This is a genomic window from Chitinophagales bacterium (assembly GCA_041392475.1).
GTDB lineage: Bacteria > Bacteroidota > Bacteroidia > Chitinophagales > UBA2359 > JAUHXA01.
The window spans coordinates 1,195,250-1,212,295 of sequence record JAWKLZ010000003.1 but is presented as its reverse complement, the minus strand read 5'-3'; the positions used below and the strand labels follow the sequence as shown (position 1 = coordinate 1,212,295).

Annotated in this window: 16 protein-coding genes and 1 pseudogene; 13 read left to right on the top strand and 4 right to left on the bottom strand. The window is 39.6% G+C overall.

Annotated elements, in window-relative coordinates:
• Positions 1-12: 12 nt before the first annotated feature.
• Positions 13-1,059: a sodium:solute symporter family protein gene (locus tag R3E32_27605; GenBank protein ID MEZ4888523.1), complete on the top strand. Its 1,047-nt coding sequence runs from the start codon at positions 13-15 to the stop codon at positions 1,057-1,059.
• Here the strand turns inward: R3E32_27605 and R3E32_27600 are convergent, their stop codons facing one another.
• Both R3E32_27600 and R3E32_27595 read right to left on the bottom strand, forming a co-directional pair.
• The gene (locus R3E32_27600) at positions 1,060-1,941 is read right to left on the bottom strand and encodes a hypothetical protein (GenBank protein MEZ4888522.1); all 882 of its coding nucleotides are present in this window, start codon (positions 1,939-1,941) and stop codon (positions 1,060-1,062) included.
• Positions 1,916-2,299, bottom strand: a complete 384-nt coding sequence (locus R3E32_27595) for a hypothetical protein (GenBank protein ID MEZ4888521.1) — start codon at positions 2,297-2,299, stop codon at positions 1,916-1,918. The genes R3E32_27600 and R3E32_27595 overlap by 26 nt, the downstream gene beginning before the upstream one ends.
• 15 nt (positions 2,300-2,314) lie before the next feature.
• Here R3E32_27595 and R3E32_27590 point away from each other — a divergent pair, with 15 nt between their 5' ends.
• Together R3E32_27590 and R3E32_27585 are read left to right on the top strand one after the other, a co-directional pair.
• Positions 2,315-3,070, top strand: a complete 756-nt coding sequence (locus R3E32_27590) for a hypothetical protein (GenBank protein MEZ4888520.1) — start codon at positions 2,315-2,317, stop codon at positions 3,068-3,070.
• A gap of 186 nt (positions 3,071-3,256) precedes the next feature.
• Positions 3,257-3,448: a hypothetical protein gene (locus tag R3E32_27585; GenBank protein MEZ4888519.1), complete on the top strand. Its 192-nt coding sequence runs from the start codon at positions 3,257-3,259 to the stop codon at positions 3,446-3,448.
• Positions 3,449-3,518: 70 nt separating this feature from the next.
• Here the strand turns inward: R3E32_27585 and R3E32_27580 are convergent.
• A pseudogene (locus R3E32_27580) lies at positions 3,519-3,854 on the bottom strand (element excision factor XisI family protein).
• 120 nt (positions 3,855-3,974) lie between these two features.
• Here R3E32_27580 and R3E32_27575 point away from each other — a divergent pair.
• The 9 genes from R3E32_27575 to R3E32_27535 all read left to right on the top strand — a co-directional run bounded on the left by R3E32_27575 (position 3,975) and on the right by R3E32_27535 (position 15,963).
• Positions 3,975-4,172: a hypothetical protein gene (locus R3E32_27575; protein MEZ4888518.1), complete on the top strand. Its 198-nt coding sequence runs from the start codon at positions 3,975-3,977 to the stop codon at positions 4,170-4,172.
• Position 4,173: 1 nt separating this feature from the next.
• A complete protein-coding gene (locus R3E32_27570; protein MEZ4888517.1) occupies positions 4,174-6,882 on the top strand; it encodes a sensor histidine kinase in 2,709 nt (902 codons plus the stop codon).
• 123 nt (positions 6,883-7,005) lie between these two features.
• Entirely contained in the window at positions 7,006-8,370 is a 1,365-nt protein-coding gene (locus R3E32_27565) for an ATP-binding protein (GenBank protein ID MEZ4888516.1), read from the top strand.
• The gene (locus R3E32_27560; GenBank protein MEZ4888515.1) at positions 8,345-8,956 is read left to right on the top strand and encodes an RloB family protein; all 612 of its coding nucleotides are present in this window, start codon (positions 8,345-8,347) and stop codon (positions 8,954-8,956) included. The genes R3E32_27565 and R3E32_27560 overlap by 26 nt, the downstream gene beginning before the upstream one ends.
• Before the next feature lie 13 nt (positions 8,957-8,969).
• On the top strand, positions 8,970-10,952 hold the full coding sequence (locus R3E32_27555) for a DUF294 nucleotidyltransferase-like domain-containing protein (protein MEZ4888514.1): 1,983 nt from the start codon (positions 8,970-8,972) through the stop codon (positions 10,950-10,952).
• 61 nt (positions 10,953-11,013) lie between these two features.
• Positions 11,014-12,630: an AAA family ATPase gene (locus R3E32_27550; protein ID MEZ4888513.1), complete on the top strand. Its 1,617-nt coding sequence runs from the start codon at positions 11,014-11,016 to the stop codon at positions 12,628-12,630.
• 33 nt (positions 12,631-12,663) lie between these two features.
• A complete protein-coding gene (locus R3E32_27545) occupies positions 12,664-13,356 on the top strand; it encodes a 3'-5' exonuclease (GenBank protein MEZ4888512.1) in 693 nt (230 codons plus the stop codon).
• Positions 13,357-13,442: 86 nt separating this feature from the next.
• Positions 13,443-13,820: a response regulator gene (locus R3E32_27540; GenBank protein MEZ4888511.1), complete on the top strand. Its 378-nt coding sequence runs from the start codon at positions 13,443-13,445 to the stop codon at positions 13,818-13,820.
• Between the two features lie 244 nt (positions 13,821-14,064).
• Positions 14,065-15,963 (top strand): propionyl-CoA synthetase, encoded by a 1,899-nt coding sequence (locus R3E32_27535; GenBank protein MEZ4888510.1) that lies wholly within the window; start codon positions 14,065-14,067, stop codon positions 15,961-15,963.
• 13 nt (positions 15,964-15,976) lie between these two features.
• On the opposite strand, the gene R3E32_27530 is transcribed toward R3E32_27535, so the two are convergent.
• Positions 15,977-16,795: a PepSY domain-containing protein gene (locus R3E32_27530; GenBank protein ID MEZ4888509.1), complete on the bottom strand. Its 819-nt coding sequence runs from the start codon at positions 16,793-16,795 to the stop codon at positions 15,977-15,979.
• Positions 16,796-16,907: 112 nt separating this feature from the next.
• On the opposite strand from R3E32_27530, the gene R3E32_27525 reads away from it, so the two are divergent.
• Entirely contained in the window at positions 16,908-17,030 is a 123-nt protein-coding gene (locus tag R3E32_27525) for a hypothetical protein (protein ID MEZ4888508.1), read from the top strand.
• Positions 17,031-17,046: the final 16 nt, after the last annotated feature.

The following is a 17,046-nucleotide window of genomic DNA, read 5'->3' as shown; positions in this document are numbered from 1 at the left end:
AAAATAAAGTAAATGGACTATATATTTCTACAACCAATTTTAGCCCTGAGCATCCAAACTTGGACGTATATCTTGGTAGGGGCGACTTTCAGCCTATACATCGGCATTGCGATATGGTCAAGGGCTTCTTCAACAAGTGATTTTTATGTAGCAGGCAAGGGCGTACACCCCATAGCAAACGGATTGGCTACGGCAGCAGACTGGATGTCGGCAGCTTCTTTTATTTCAATGGCAGGTTTGATTTCCTTCATGGGCTACGATGGTGCGGTCTATTTGATGGGCTGGACAGGCGGTTATGTACTGTTGGCTCTTCTACTCGCCCCTTATCTCCGAAAATATGGAAAATTCACCGTTCCCGATTTTATTGGCGAACGCTATTATTCCCAAACTGCTCGTTTGGTGGCAGTCGTTTGTGCGATTTTTGTATCGTTTACCTATGTAGCTGGTCAAATGCGTGGGGTAGGTGTGGTCTTCTCTCGTTTCTTGGAAACTTCCGTTGAAATGGGCGTGGTCATTGGTATGGCAATCGTGTTTTTCTATGCCGTAGTCGGCGGGATGAAAGGGATTACTTACACACAGGTAGCGCAATATTGCGTATTGATTTTTGCCTTCCTTGTTCCTGCAATCTTTATCTCTATCCAAATGACTGGCAATCCAATTCCTCAATTGGGTTTTGGCAGTACGGTTTCGGATGGTACTTATCTATTGGACAAACTGGATGGCCTGAATCAGGCACTGGGCTTCAATGCTTATACCAAGGGGAGTAAATCAACTATAGATGTATTTTGTATTACTGCAGCTTTGATGGTCGGTACAGCAGGTTTGCCACACGTAATCATTCGCTTCTTTACCGTTCCCAAAGTATCTGATGCTCGTTTATCGGCAGGCTACGCTTTGTTGTTCATCGCTATTCTTTATACCACTGCTCCTGCTGTTGCAGCATTTGCACGTACCAACATGATTGAAACCGTTTCCAACAAGCCTTATGCAGAAGTGCCTTCTTGGGTATCGAACTGGGAAAAAACAGGCTTGATTACTTTTGAGGATAAAAATGGCTGATTATAACGGATTGCTGTGATTTCGATATCCTCCTAACGAAGCCGCGATTAACAAATTCTGTAACCAGTCATGATGATAGACAAATCCGTTGAGTCTTGCCGCAGGACTGATTAAGACAGCTGATTCATCCCAAGCCTGTAAACAAGAGGGTGAAAAATTATGAAGAAGGGCAAAAGCTCTGAAATTATGAGTAGTGCTAAGTATATCTCCATGAAACATTTGGGAGTTGTTGGCATGTCTATTCATTGCCCTCATGGATCTATCTATCATGTTGGAGGTTTTGTGTGCTTTGGGAAAGTCAAAATGTGCTAACCACTTGTTTTTCTTTTTACAGAGTTTAAGAATATTATCTTTCATGGGGCAGGAAGGCACATTCTTAGCTGTCCATTCCCGAAGCCTTCTTATATGTTGTGCGAATTGTCTTTTTGAAGTAGTTCGATAAGCCTTCCACACCTTATCTGCTGCTGTATTGAAATAGTCTTGAATCTTTTTTGTAGCTCTGTCTCTAATTTTTAGAAAGGCGTGTAAGAAACATTCAATGACTTGAATATTTGGATAGAGTTTTTGCCATGCGTTCTGTGTAGCTGTCCACCCATCTGTATTTACTGTATTAGGTTGGTAGTCAGATGACACATCCTCTGCTTCTTGTTTGAATACACCATAAGCTTCTTCCAAAGAATCCGCATCTGCGCCAGAAGAAACTTCCATACCTAAAAAACAGTTTTGTCCCACAGTTGTAGCCACATAAGCTTTTTTACCTTGTATTTTTACATGGTGTTCATCTGCTAAAATATCGGAAGGTAATTTTTCTGGGTCATGGATGGTTGTGCCTACAATGCTATAATCACTAAAACAATTATAGAGGCGACCACCACATCGCATTGTATCCAAAAGCAAATGCCAATGCCCAGAAAGGAACACCGAACCGCTTTAAGAACAAGCCTTTAGAAGCTATATACGTCTTCGCTCTGCAATAAGGCAGAATGAAACTTGGGCGTATTTGATAATTTTGTCCCGCTACTTTTATTTTTCGCATTTGGATATTCATTTTTTTCGACGGTAGAGTTTTGCCGTTAAGCACATAACCTTTAGTCATTTGTGCAGGAAATAACTCGGGGCTTGTTGCCCATATTTCGCTAATTATTTGGCGAGCTATTTTTGGGTCGTTTAAAAATGAATCGTATTTATTTTCCAAAATCGGTAATACAATCGTACAATTTTTGTTAATTTGAGATGCCATTGAATTTGCACTTGTTTGGTTCGTACTTTAAACATAAGCTTTTTCAGTGGCTTTTTTATTATCACAGCAAAACGTTACAATCAGAAAAATGGTGATGGACTCATCAACTATGTTGCAGACAAAGAAAAGAACGAATTGACGGTTGACCGTGACATCATGGTGTTGGCGAATCCCGAAATTGCGAATCTTCCTGCATGGGTCATCGCATTGGTGGCAGCAGGTGGTTTGGCAGCAGCCCTATCTACGGCGGCAGGTTTATTACTGGTGATTTCAAGTTCGATTTCCCACGATTTGTTGAAGCAATCCTTCAAGCCCGATTTGACCGAAAAACAAGAATTGTTTGCCGCTCGTGCAGCAGCAGGTGTAGCAGTAGTGATAGCAGGTTATTTCGGCATCAATCCTCCTGATTTTGTCGCAGCAGTAGTCGCTTTCGCCTTCGGTCTGGCAGCCTCCTCCTTCTTCCCTGCCATTATATTGGGAATTTTTGACAAACGCATGAACATGCAAGGTGCGGTTTCGGGAATGATTGTCGGTCTCTTATTTACGACTGCCTACATCGTTTACTTCAAATTCATCAACCCAGCTTCAAATGTTCCAGCCAATTGGTTCTTAGGTATTTCTCCTGAAGGAATTGGTTTTGTTGGAATGTTGGTCAATGCTGCCATTTCTTTGGGAGTTTCTCGAATGACAGATGCACCTCCACAAGAAGTTCAAGACATGGTGGAAGATATTCGTGTGCCAAGAGGAGCAGGAACGGCTCATGCACATTAATTTTAGATATTGGATATTGGATATTGGATATTGGATGAATAATATCTTATTATCTAATCTCCAATATCCAACTTGATTAAAATAGTTCCGTAGTGATTTGTGGCATGGGTAAAACAAAAAATCTCTAATATTGAGAATTTGTTTGCCCATGCTTTTTGATTCATCATAAAAAACCTTTCTTTTCTCATGAAACTCAATAGAAAACAATCCATCTATTTCGTTGTTTTTTTCGGCTTAATTACCATGTTGGGACGCTTTTATATCGAACCCTATTTGGCAGGGCAGTATTGGATATCCGTAGCCATTGGAGTGTATTGTTTGGTGATTCTTTGGGGTTTGACTTACAAGAAAGTCCTTAATTTTGAAGAAGTAAAATAAGATGATTAGATTAATTAATTGATAAAAATTTGGTGTTAAGTTTTTTGGAAACAGAAAGATAAATAACTATTTAAAGTTCAGTAGATTCTGCTAAAGAACGTTGGAATTCGGTAAAAAAACCAATGACGATATCTTTTCGTGGAATACCGTTTTTGACAAAAACTTCGACCAAATCTACATCGATGTTATTTTGATATATTCAAACTTGGTTATCTTTTATTTGAACATGAAAAGTTACATAATGTTGAAATTTTTCACCTTTCCAACCGAAAGACAATACGACAAAATCAGTTCTATCAACATTCATAACCAAATGACGTTTGACATCAGAGTTGGCACTCCTTGCTCCAGCTCTATAAGTCATTTCGTCTTCTACAACATTTTTGTATTTTTCTATTCTATCCATTGTATCACAGCTTCGTGAATAATATCTTTTCGTGCCATAATTTGAAATTGGACTATTCCAAATATAAGCGTTTTTTCGTTATTTTCCAATCCTTAACTTCATGAAAAACAAATCCAATACTTGAAACACATCAAAGCATACCGTCTATTTGGCATATTTGTGCTTTTCTTCTTGCTCTTTAACTTTCCACTCATCAGCATCTTTGACAAAGAAGGTTTCATTGCAGGAATGCCCACCCTGTATTTTTATTTATTCGGTATTTGGATGTTGATGATTGTTTTTTTGTTTATCATTATGGAAAACAAAAAACGGCGATAGCATGATTCCTCTTTGGCTCATCCTTCTCATTTCCTTGGGCTATTTTGCCCTGCTATTCGGCATTGCCTACTATGGCGACAAGCGACAAGCAATGGGCAAAAGCATCATCAACAACTCCATAACCTACGCCCTTTCCTTAGCCGTTTATTGCACTGCATGGACATTTTATGGAAGCGTAGGTCGAGCTGCAACCGATGGAGTAGGTTTCTTGCCCGTTTATTTAGGTCCCGTTTTGACCGCTCCATTATGGTACATTCTTTTGCGAAAAATCGTAAGAATCAGCAAGATACAGCGCATCACCTCCATTGCAGATTTCCTTTCAGCCCGTTACGGAAAAAGTGCATTTTTAGGAGGCTTAGTCACACTCATTGCAGTCGTCAGCATCATTCCCTATATTTCCCTTCAATTGAAGGCTATCAGTTCGAGCCTCGATATTGTACTCGGCAATCAATTCAGCAATATTTCAGATAGTGCTTTTTTTGTGGCTGCAATATTGGCGATTTTCAGCATCCTATTTGGCACTCGCAACATTGACGCAACCGAACAAAATGAAGGCTTGGTCGCTGCCATTGCTTTTGAATCCGTATTCAAACTCTTGGCTTTCATCGCCATTGGAGTTTTTACCACTTTCATGATTTACGACAGCCCTACCCAATTGTTTGCAGAAGCCTCCCAAACACAAGCCTACAAAGACCTCTTTGTGTGGAACAACAATGGCACAAACAGTTATTGGGATTGGACAGTCATGATATTGCTTTCCGCTTGTGCATTCGTTTTGTTGCCACGCCAATTTCAAGTAGCCGTAGTCGAAAACGTGGACGAAAAACACATCGAAAAGGCAATATGGCTCTTTCCACTCTACCTATTTTTCATCAATATTTTCGTACTTCCGATTGCCATTGGCGGCTTGATGTACTTTGAAGGAAGCAATGTAGATGCCGATACTTTTGTATTGACGCTTCCTTTAGCCGAAAGGCAATTCTTCCTAACCATCATCGTGTTTTTAGGCGGATTGTCGGCCGCAACGAGCATGGTCATCGTTGCTACGGTAGCCCTCTCCAATATGATAAGTAGCAATTTGGTGATGCCCATTTTACTCAATTCTTCGACCATCAATCTCCGAGAAAAACGCTATTTCACCCGTTTCATTCTTTATGTAAGGCGAGCAAGCATCGTTTTTGTAATGATTTGGGCCTACATATATTTTGAGATTATTGGTTATCAGTATTCGTTGGTTTCCATAGGTTTAATATCCTTTGTAGGGGTTACCCAATTTGCGCCTGCGGTTATTGGCGCTTTGTTTTGGAAGCGAGCCACAAAGATTGGAGCAATCAGCGGCTTGATGATAGGCTTTGCAGTATGGACTTATACGCTGCCTTTTCCAACGCTTATTGAAGGCGGTTTTTTCTCCTCCAATATGGTTTCGGAAGGTTTATGGGGAATAGAGCTATTGAAGCCATACCAACTATTTGGGTTAAAGGGAATGAATCAAATCACCCATGCCTGTTTTTGGAGTTTGTTCTTCAATATAGGCATTTATGTAGGCGTTTCGTTGTTTACACTGCCCTCGTCGGCTGAATTGAGCCAAGCCTCTGCTTTTGTGGATGTTTTCAAATACCACAAGCCTGACAGCAATACCAATATCTGGAGAGGGAAGGCCTATTATTATGAAATCAAGCAACTGCTAAATCCTTTTTTGGGTAAAAACCGAACGGCAAATATTCTTGAAGAATACGCCCTGCAAAACGAAATTCACTACAAGGATGCCGATGAAGTAAGCCCTGAAATGGTCAGCTATATCGAAAAAATATTAGCAGGAGCGATTGGAACAGCCTCTGCTAAAGTGGTTATTTCTACGGTTTTGAAAGAAGAAATTTTTAGCCTAACCGAAGTCATGCAAATTTTGGACGAAACCCAGCAAATCATTTTGCACAGCAAAGAAATAGAACAAAAATCGAAAGAACTGGAGGAAGTAACTGCCGAATTGAAGGCTGCAAATGAGCGATTGAAGGAATTCGACAAACTCAAAGACGATTTTATTTCCACCGTCACGCACGAACTCCGAACGCCCTTGACCTCCATCAAAGCCTTCTCTGAAATCCTATTTGACAATGCTCATATTAAAGCGGGTAAAAGACAGCAGTTTTTGGGAATCATTGTCAAAGAAAGTGAACGTTTGACCCGACTCATTAATGAAGTTCTTGATTTTCAACGCTTGGAAATGGGCAAAATGAAATGGAACATACAAAAAATCGCCATACAAGAGGTCATCCAAAATGCGGTCAATACCACCAAACAGATGGCTTCAAGCAAAGGCATAGAACTGAAAACTGCAATGCCTGAAGAAATACTCTATATCCAAGCTGATGGGGATAAAATCATGCAAGTGTTGTTGAATCTTATCTCCAATGCCGTCAAATTTCGAGCAGATAAAAACCCCTATATCCACCTCCAATTGAAGCCCTTCAATAAGCATATCGAAGTGAGTGTTGCCGACAACGGGCGGGGAATCCCCATAAAGGAACAAGCCCTCATTTTTGACCAATTCAAACAAGTCCACACCCAACACATTGGCAATAAACCGCATGGCAGTGGCTTGGGTTTGGCGATTTCAAAAAAGATTGTGGAACATCATGGCGGTAAGATTTGGGTGGAAAGCATTGAAGGAATGGGTTCGGTGTTTTATTTTAGGTTGCCAATTGAAGGTTGATTTCAACGTTTTTTTCTCTAAAATGATTTGTATTCCACTTCAATAAATGCTTCAAAAGTACAAAACGCTTGTTTTACGTGAAAAAATCTCTTATTTTTGAAAAAAGAGAAAAACACATTGCTTATGCTGATTCGTTTCGTAGTATCTAATTTTTTGTCTTTTGCCGAAGAAACCGAGTTCAATATGTTGACAGGTTCGGTTCGGCGAAAAAAAGACCATGAATACCATTTTGGAGATTTGAGCCTGCTGAAAACGGCTGCAATCTATGGCGCAAATGGGGCGGGAAAATCCAATTTGGTGAAAGCGATTGGCTTGCTGCAAAAAATAGTGACGACTGGAGAGTGGAACTATTTTACAGATATTCAAACTTTTCGACTCAATCCAGATTATGCCGAAAAACCGACTTCTTTTGAAATTGAGTTTGTGATGGAAGGTAAGTCTTACAGTTATGGTTTGAGCCTTTTTCAAAATGTGATTGTAGAAGAATGGTTGTATCTGACCAATTTTGGAAAGGAAGATATATTGGTTTTTAATCGAACTACAAACCAAGATGGAATTACTAAAATTGAAGTAAATGATAAGTATTTTCAAAGTGCGAAGGATAAGTTGCGGATTAAATTGTATGAAGATGAATTGTTGCTGAATGACAAGCCTTTGATTAAGCAGTTGGCGGAGGCGAAGCAGGTTTTTGAAGAAGTCGAGGAAGTAAATAATTGGTTTATTGATTCTCTTCTAATTTTAAGTCCATTATCAAAACCCACAGAAATAGTAAAATATATGGCAATTAATAAGAACTTTCGCACTTTTATAGGAAAGTTTATTAGCTCATTAAATACTGGGATTAGTGGAATAGGTGTTCAAACATATAGTATAAACGATTTTTTTGGTAAAAATGAAAAAGAAAAGATTGAAGATGTTTCTAATCAAGTAAAAAATAAAGGTAATGCTATACTTAAACGCAGTGATAGTTTAGAGGAAGTTTTAGCAGTAGAAGAAAATAACAATGTTTTAATAAAGAGGTTTTATACAAAACATTTTGACGGAAAAGGGAATGAGTATTCTTTCTTACTTCCAGAAGAATCAGATGGAACGAAACGACTAATTGATTACATTGCTATGTTTTTCATGTATTTGCATGATGAAGTAGTTTTTATTATTGATGAAATAGAAATAAGTATTCACCCTTATTTACTAAAAGAGCTATTATCGAAAATTATGAGTAATGAAAACTCTAAAGGACAACTCATATTCACCACCCACGAATCCCACCTCCTCGACCAAGAAATTTTCCGACAAGATGAAATTTGGTTTACCGAAAAAGACAAAGGTGGAGCTACAAACTTGTATCCTTTGAGTGATTTCAAGGTTCGCTTTGATTTAGACATTCGAAAGGGCTACTTGAATGGACGTTTTGGAGCGATTCCATTTTTAGCTGATTTAGAAAATTTAAACTGGAACGATTATGCCGAAGAAAAAGCGGGGGTATAAAAAAGGAGAGCAACACAAAGATGCACGTCTTTTTGTGATTGTGGCAGAAGGAGAACGAGAAGATGCCTATTTCAAATGGTTTCACGAAAAGAACTTACGCATTAGCGTGGAAATTGTAATGAGAGAAGAAAACAAATCTGCTCCCAAACATTTTTTGGAACGATTGGATAAATACATCGATTCAACAGGTTGGCGAGAAAAAGATGGAGATTTGGTTTGGTTCGTTTTGGATGTAGATAGGTGGGAACGCAAAGAGATTGAAGATTTACGTATTCATTGCGAGCAAAAAAACAATTGGAACATCGCTATTAGTAATCCCTGCTTTGAAGTATGGGTAATTTTCCATTTGCAGAAGGAAATCGAAGACAAGGGAGAAATGCCCAAAGATTTGAAACACCTTATCCCTCAACTAATTCAAGGTGGCTTCAACCTCGAAAATATTTGCCCCTTGATAGAAACTGCAACTGAAAATGCCAAAAATGCAGATGCAAACTCTGCCCATCATTTCCCCTATAGAATGAAAACCAAGGTCTATCAATTGGCTGAACAAATGCTGGAATTGTTGGGAAAAAATTGGCAAACTTAAACAACAAAACCCTATGCCCTCCAATCACATATCAACTCGAATTTACGACTTTCTAAAAAAGTTTCCTCCGTTTTCCTACCTCCAAAAAGCGGCACTGATGAAGGTATCAGAATCAGTCGAAGTACAGTATTTTGGGAAGAAAGAAACGATTTTTGAAGAAGATGCGGAAATTAATCCCTTTGCCTATGTATTGCACAAAGGGCGAATAGACATTGTGAAAGCCTTTGAAGACAGCACACAACTCATTGATATGTGTGACGAAGGAGATATTTTTGGGGTGCGGGCAGTATTGAGTGACAAGCCTTATTTGGGAACAGCGATTGCGGAGGAAGACAGTTTGTTGTATGCGATTCCAAGTGCCGTTTTTCTGAGCCTATTGGAGGAATATCCAAGAGTTGCTTTGTTTTTTGCTTCGGGATTTGCATCGGGAATGCCTGTTGTTCGTGAAGAGGCAGAAGGAGAGTTTCAGGATATGGTTGAGGAAGCGAAGACCAAAAAGGGCAGAAAAGAAATGTATTTTTTTGAAAGGGATACAAGCGTCCAATTCATGAGTCAAGAGGACATATTGATTGTCAATCCTATAGAAGATGTCGCTACTTGCCGCCCTACTGCAAGCATTCAAGAAGTTGCCCAAAAAATGGCGGAACGTAGAATTGGCTCGACCATCGTGACCAACGACCAAAATCACCCCGTTGGCATTGTGACCGATACTGATTTTACCCGAAAAGTGACGGCAAGAAACATTGACCATCAAGCTCCAATAGCCAAAATCATGAGTAGCCCTGTGCATACGATTTTGCCCCATTCTACCGTGTCTGAATATATCATCCAGATGATGAAACACAAGGTGCGGCATTTGGTGGTGACAGAAGATGGCAGCTCTGAATCTCCAATTTTGGGCATTGCTTCCGAACACGATATTCTCTTGCTACACGGCAATGACCCCGCTATTTTGGTAAAGCGAATGTTGAAAGCTCGAAGCATTGACAAGCTGGCGCAGATAAGAAATCGTGCCGAACAATTGATAATCAATTACTTAAAACAAGAGGTGAGCATTGAGTTTGTCACCGACATCATGACCGAAATCAACGATGTCATGATTCACCAAGCCATTGAGTTTTCGCTGCAAAGATTGGAAAATGAAGGAGTTGAGCGTCCGCCTTTGCAGTTTTGTTGGCTGTCTTTGGGGAGCGAAGGAAGGGGCGAACAATTGTTGCGAACCGACCAAGACAATGCCATTGTGTATGAAAATCCGTCAGAAGAATGGGCGGAGAGAGCAGCAGCATATTTTTTGAAGTTGGGAGCATATACCGTTGAAATCATTCATGCTTGTGGTTTTGCGCTTTGCAAAGGGGGAATCATGGCGAGCAACCCCAAATGGAATCAACCTTTGAAGATTTGGAAAGACTACTTTGCAGATTGGATTGGAGTGCCCGAACCGATGGCGTTGATGCACAGTTCTATATTTTTTGATTTGCGAGGAACACATGGAGAAATAGCTTTGGCGGAAGATTTACAGGGATTTATCATTGAAAAAATTGAAGAAGGGCGAGGAGGATTTTTGAATTTCTTAGCGATGAATACTCTAAAAAATCCACCTCCTTTGAGTTTTTTCAAAAACTTCATTGTCGAAAAATCGGGTGACAACAAGGACTTGTTTGACATCAAATTGCGGAGCATGATGCCGCTTACCGATGCTGCAAGGTTGCTTACTTTGGCAGAAAATCAGGTGAACGTAAACAATACCTTCAAGCGATTTGAAGGTTTGAAGTCCTTGATTCCTGAACGAGCCGAATTATTTGACGAAGCTGCAATGGCTTATGAATTGTTTGTGCGTTATCGGGCTTTGAATGGCTTCAAAAACCATGATTCAGGGCGCTTTATTCAGCCAGATGATTTGAACAAGATTGAACGCCAAATGCTTAGAGCTGCTTTTGGGGTTGTGGAGAGCGTGCAATTGTATGTGAAAAATCGCTTTGGAGTACTTTACTATTGAAAAACAGAAACTTTTGTATCTTCCCTTATGTTTTCCTTCAAAAGATATCAAACATAATTAGATGAAAAAATTACCAATAGCTAAGTCAAGTTTTGAAAAAATAATTGAAGAAGGTTTTGTCTATGTGGATAAAACCAAAGAAATATACGATTTGATTAATTACAGCCCTTATGCCTTTTTATCTCGCCCACGCAGGTTTGGAAAGTCTTTGTTGTTGAGTACTTTAGAAGCGATGTTTCAAGGCAAAAAAGAATTGTTTAAAGGCTTGTGGATTGAAGATAAGATAGAATGGAAGGAGTACCCTGTGATTCGGATTGATTTTGGGGACATGAACTACCAATCACTAGAACTTTTTGAGCAGCAAATGACTCAACTTCTAAAGAGATATGCTACGCAGTATGATATTGAATTGCAGTCTTCTCATTATTTAAGCAATATAAGACAATTAATACTTGATATTTATGAAAAAACAGGAAAGGAAATAGTTATTTTGATTGACGAATACGATGCGCCAATTGCTCGCCATATTACAGATTTAGAAACTGCCCAAGATTACCAAAACTCCCTTCGAGATTTTTACAGTATCTTGAAAGCCCGTAATAATGAACTCAAATTTGTATTCTTAACAGGCATTTCCAAGTTTGCCAAGATGTCCATTTTTTCGGTTGTGAACCTGATGAAAGATGTGAGTTTGAAGCCGCAGTTTACGAATATATTGGGTTTTACAATGGAGGAAGTACAGCAATATTTTGGAGCGTATATTCGCCAATTTGCTGAAAAAGAGGCACTAAGTGAGGCGGAATTATTGGAGAAAATCACTTATTGGTACGATGGTTATTCGTGGGATGGTACAAATAGGCTTTTTAATCCTTATTCGATTGTCAATGTGTTCCAAGACCAAGAATTTAATAATTATTGGATTGAAACAGGAACACCCACAATTTTGATAAAATTGATAGAAGAAAAATATGCTTTAGAACGAGAAAATATTCCACAAATGGAAGATTTTGAAAATTATGAAACAGTGGCATTGGATAGTAGCTATGATTTAAGTGACCAAATTCCTTTAGAAAAGCTATTGTATGAAACTGGTTATTTGACAATTGATAGTTTGGAGAAAATAATGGATGATAAACTTTATACTTTGAATTATCCCAATTATGAGGTTCGTCATTCCTTCAATACCTTTATTTTATCTGCTTTTTCAACCCAGCGTAAAGATGTAATTCAGTCGAAGGGGACTTTGTTGAAAAGAGCCTTGTTGAACAATGACAAGGAGAGCTTTTTGGAGATTTTGCGCTCTCTCTTTGGTGCATTGCCTTATCAACACCGAAAACAAGCAAGTGAAGCCTACTATCATGGTTTGTTTTATTTGGTATTGTCGCTTTTGGGTGTTCGCTCTACTTTGGAGGGTTCTACTGACAAAGGGCGTATAGATTGCATATTGGAAATGGATGACAAAGTGTATATCATTGAGTTCAAGTATGGTGAAAAGGGAACGATGGATTATTTGTTGAAGCAAGCGATGAATCAAATCAGCAATCAAAAATATTTTGAGTCTTTTGAAGGTTTGGACAAGGATATTTGGCTGTTTGGAGTGGGTTTTTTGGTAAAAGAAGATGAAGAGTTGAAGAAGCCTGTTTTAACGATTGAGGGAGAACTGAGGAGGCATAAGTAGAGGAGGTACTAACTAAAAATCAAAAATCATCAAATGTCTTTTTTCAAAAATATCTTCTCCAAACCCCCTCTTCCTCCCGATTGGATGAATCCCTACTTCAATGCAAAATCGAACCTGCCATTGAAGCATACCTCCATAGAAAACCTACGATTTGTGGTATTGGATACCGAAACAACAGGCTTGGACATTCAAAAAGACCGACTACTTTCTATCGGAACGGCATGTGTTGAAGGAAAGGCAATTTTGGTGAAGGATTCGGTGGAGTGGGTATTGTATGAGGAAGAAGATTTACCAATGGACAAAAAAGGAATTGCCATACATGGATTGCGTCCGATAGATTTGAAGGAAGGAACAAAAAAGCAAGCTGCCCTTCAAGAATTTTTGGACTATTTAGACAACAGCATCATTGTGGCTCACCATACCGCTTTTGATGTGGCGATGTTGAACAAAGCCCTTTCCGCTTTTCACCCCAAGTTTCAACTCTATAACCCTCAATTAGATACCGCAAAATTGGCGATTCGATTGGAGCGAGGACTTTTTGCAGAATTGTCAGCGCATGACCGCAAAAAATACACTTTGGATACACTTTGTGAGCGATACGAAGTCGAAACAATAGAGCGACATTCGGCTTGGGGAGATGCCTATACAACTGCTGTTTTGTTTTTGAAGTTGCTTCATTTATTGCAGAAAAATGGCATTTACACCTTAAAAGATTTATTGCGATAAATTCGTCAAGAGAAACTACAAAATTTCAAACGATTTTCCCTATATTAGTGCTGCCTCAAACAACAACGAAAAGATTACAAACAACTATGAATAAAAAAATATTAATCGTCGATGATGAGCCTAATATTGTTACTTCACTTCAATTCTTGCTACAACAGAATGGCTATGAAGTAGATGTTGCTCAAAATGGCGTTGAAGCCTTGCAGAAAATAGAGGTCAATGTTCCAAATTTGGTTCTGCTAGATGTGATGATGCCAGTGATGGATGGCTTTGAAGTATCAAAGCGAATCCGTGAAAATTCGGAATGGGATGAGGTGTGCATCATTTACCTGACTGCGAAAGGTAGGCAGGAAGACAAGGTGAAAGGTTATGCGAAAGGAGCGGATATGTATATCACCAAGCCCTTTTCAACCAGAGATTTGGTCGAGCAAGTAAATGATATGCTGGAACATATTTCGATTTGAGAGGAATTGTTTTGCAAGCTTTGAGTATGAATGGATTCCAGAAAGGAATTTTCCTCGTTTGATGGACGAAATTCTTAGTAACTTATGATAATATTCGTGTTTTTCTTGGCAGAATATTGGTTATGGCTTGTCCAAATTAGGTTGCACAAGATTCTTTTTCTTAACCAATTCATGTTCAAAACATCGAAATACATTTTTTTTGTCAAAATACATTCAAGTATATAACTACTTAAATATGTTCATTATGAAGAATTACAACAACGATTACCAACAAAGTATCGAAAACCCAGAGACGTTTTGGCTGCAACAAGCCGAAAAAATAGAATGGTTTACACCACCATCACAAGGTCTGACCCAAAACGAATTGGGTTTGTACCGATGGTTTGAAGGCGGAAAATTGAATACCTGCCATTTGGCATTGGATTATCATGTAGCCAATGGAAGGGCAGAGCAGTTGGCGGTGATTTACGATTCGCCTGTCACCGATACTATCCGAAAAATCACCTACCGAGAATTGCGAGATGAGGTAGCTTTATTTGCAGGGGTATTGAAGAGATTGGGAGTAGAGAAAGGCGACAGAGTGGTTGTTTACATGCCGATGATTCCTCAAACGGTTGTAGCGATGTTGGCTTGTGCAAGGATTGGAGCGATTCATTCTGTTGTGTTTGGCGGTTTTGCAGCAAGAGAGTTGGCGATTCGGATAGACGATGCTCAACCCAAACTGATTTTAGCCGCAAGTGGAGGGATTGAAGTGAGTAAAAAAATCCACTACAAACCCATCATTGACGCTGCCATCAAACAAGCAACTCACCAACCAAACCATGTAGTCGTTTATCAACGCCCTGATATGGAAGCGCAAATGCAAGAAGGGAGAGATTTGGATTGGGATGAATTGATGGCAAGTGCAGAACCTACGGATTGTGTGCCTGTAGATGCAACCGATCCACTTTACATACTCTATACTTCTGGCACGACTGGCAAGCCCAAGGGAATTGTGCGTGACAATGGTGGTCATGCTGTAGCGATGAAATACAGCATGGAAGAAGTGTATGGCGTGGCTTCGGGAGATGTATATTGGGCAGCTTCGGATGTGGGTTGGGTCGTTGGACATTCCTACATTGTGTATGCGCCTTTGATTCACGGATGCACCACGATTTTGTTTGAAGGAAAACCCATTAAAACGCCTGATGCAGGTATTTTTTGGCGGTTGATTGCAGAGCATGGCGTGAAAACTTTGTTTACCGCACCCACTGCAATTCGTGCCATCAAAAAAGAAGATTCGGAAGGCGAATTGTTGAAAAAATACGATATTTCTTCCCTTCAATATTTGTTCTTGGCGGGCGAACGTTGTGATGTGGCGACCTACAACTGGGCAGAGGATTTATTGGGCATTCCTGTAATAGACCATTGGTGGCAGACCGAGTCGGGGTGGGCAATGTTGGCAAATATGGCAGGTTATCCTTTGCATGAAACCAAACCTGGCTCGGCTACAAAACCCGTTTGTGGCTACGATGTGCGAATTTTAAGGGCGGATGATACCGAAGCAGATGCCAATGAAGAAGGCAGTGTGGTCATCAAATTGCCGCTTCCTCCAAGCTGTTTGCCGACGCTTTGGAAAGACGATGAGCGATTTATAGAGAGTTATTTGATGCCTTTTGAAGGTTATTATTTTTCGGGTGATGGTGGCTATAAGGACGAAGATGGATATGTGTTTATAACGGGTCGAATGGATGATGTAATCAATGTGGCTGGACACCGATTGTCGACGGCAGATATGGAGGAAGTTGTGGCTTCACATCCTGCAGTGGCGGAATGTGCCGTGACGGGTATTGCAGATGAATTGCGAGGGCAAGTGCCTGTGGGTTTTGTGGTTTTGAAGCAAGGGGTGACGATTTCGGAGGACGAATTGCAGGCGGAATTGGTGCAAATGGTTCGACAAGAGGTAGGTGCGGTTGCGTGCTTCAAACAGGTGGCGATTGCGGAGCGTTTGCCGAAAACAAGGTCGGGAAAGATTCTCCGAAAAATCATGCGCCATATTGCGGATGGCAAGGAATACCAAATGCCTTCTACGATTGAGAATCCCGATGTATTGGCCGAAATGGTGGAGGTGATGAAAGGCAGAAGGATTGGAGTTTTTGGGTGATATTGGATCTACTTCAATTATCTGACAGGTAATTCATGTTTGATATCTTTTTGACGATGTTATATGGAGGTGATTCCGCATTTATATAAATGGAAAAAGCATCATAGGGTTCAGAAGTAGTTAGATTGACTTCATAAGCCAATTGAGGATTGCCATAACGACCACCAACAAGCAGCAACTTTGCACTGGGAAAGAATGATAAACTATCTGTTGATGACAATTGGGTGGTAGAAAAATCCCACTTTTCCCACGGAAAGACAACCGAATCGGGAAAACTTTTCATGGCTATTTCGATGGCTTCTTCTTTGCTAATCTGTGGGTTAACCTCCATGTCAATATTGAGTATCAAGTTCCCACTTACCGTTTTTATAGCCTTGTTTGTATGTTCTATTTTAAGGAAAGCATCTTCTACCAATAGCCCTTTATAATACTGATGGTAATGGGCTATTTTTCCTTTCCCTTTATATTCATCAAATTCTCTAACTATCGCCATACTGTCAATTCCTCTCAAACCAAGTAGGTGTCTGTAATTAGTAAACAAACTATCGGTATTGAAGTGAGGGAGAACTCTTGTAAGTCCTTGTTTGAATTGATAACTGAAGTGTCCAGAACTTGTAGAAATCTCTGCTATATCGGTTATTTTTAGTTCTTTGATGTAGGCATTCCTTTTTTCCATCATCTTTTTGCCCGTTTTGCCTTTTGTCTTTTTGATGGCTTCAACAATTGGAGGATAAACAGAGCCTTCCCATTTCCATTTCGGACTTGTACAACTGAGCATCATGGTTGATAATGCTACAAATAAACAGAGTAAAATGAATACGAACTTTTTCATAATGAATGATTTAACACACTCAAATTTTGATGCCCTACAAATATACTAAAAAGAAAAACCACTATTCACAAGCCCAAAATGGAACTTTTCACTCACCAAAATTGCGAATTGCATGGTGGACGGAAATGGCGAAATATTGTCTTATAGTGAGGAAGGTGTGTTAAAAAAAGGTGTTCCATCCTCCAATGAAACACCTCCACTACAATTATTTAAAACAGACTACAAAAGTCTCTAAGACTTTAGTAGTCTCA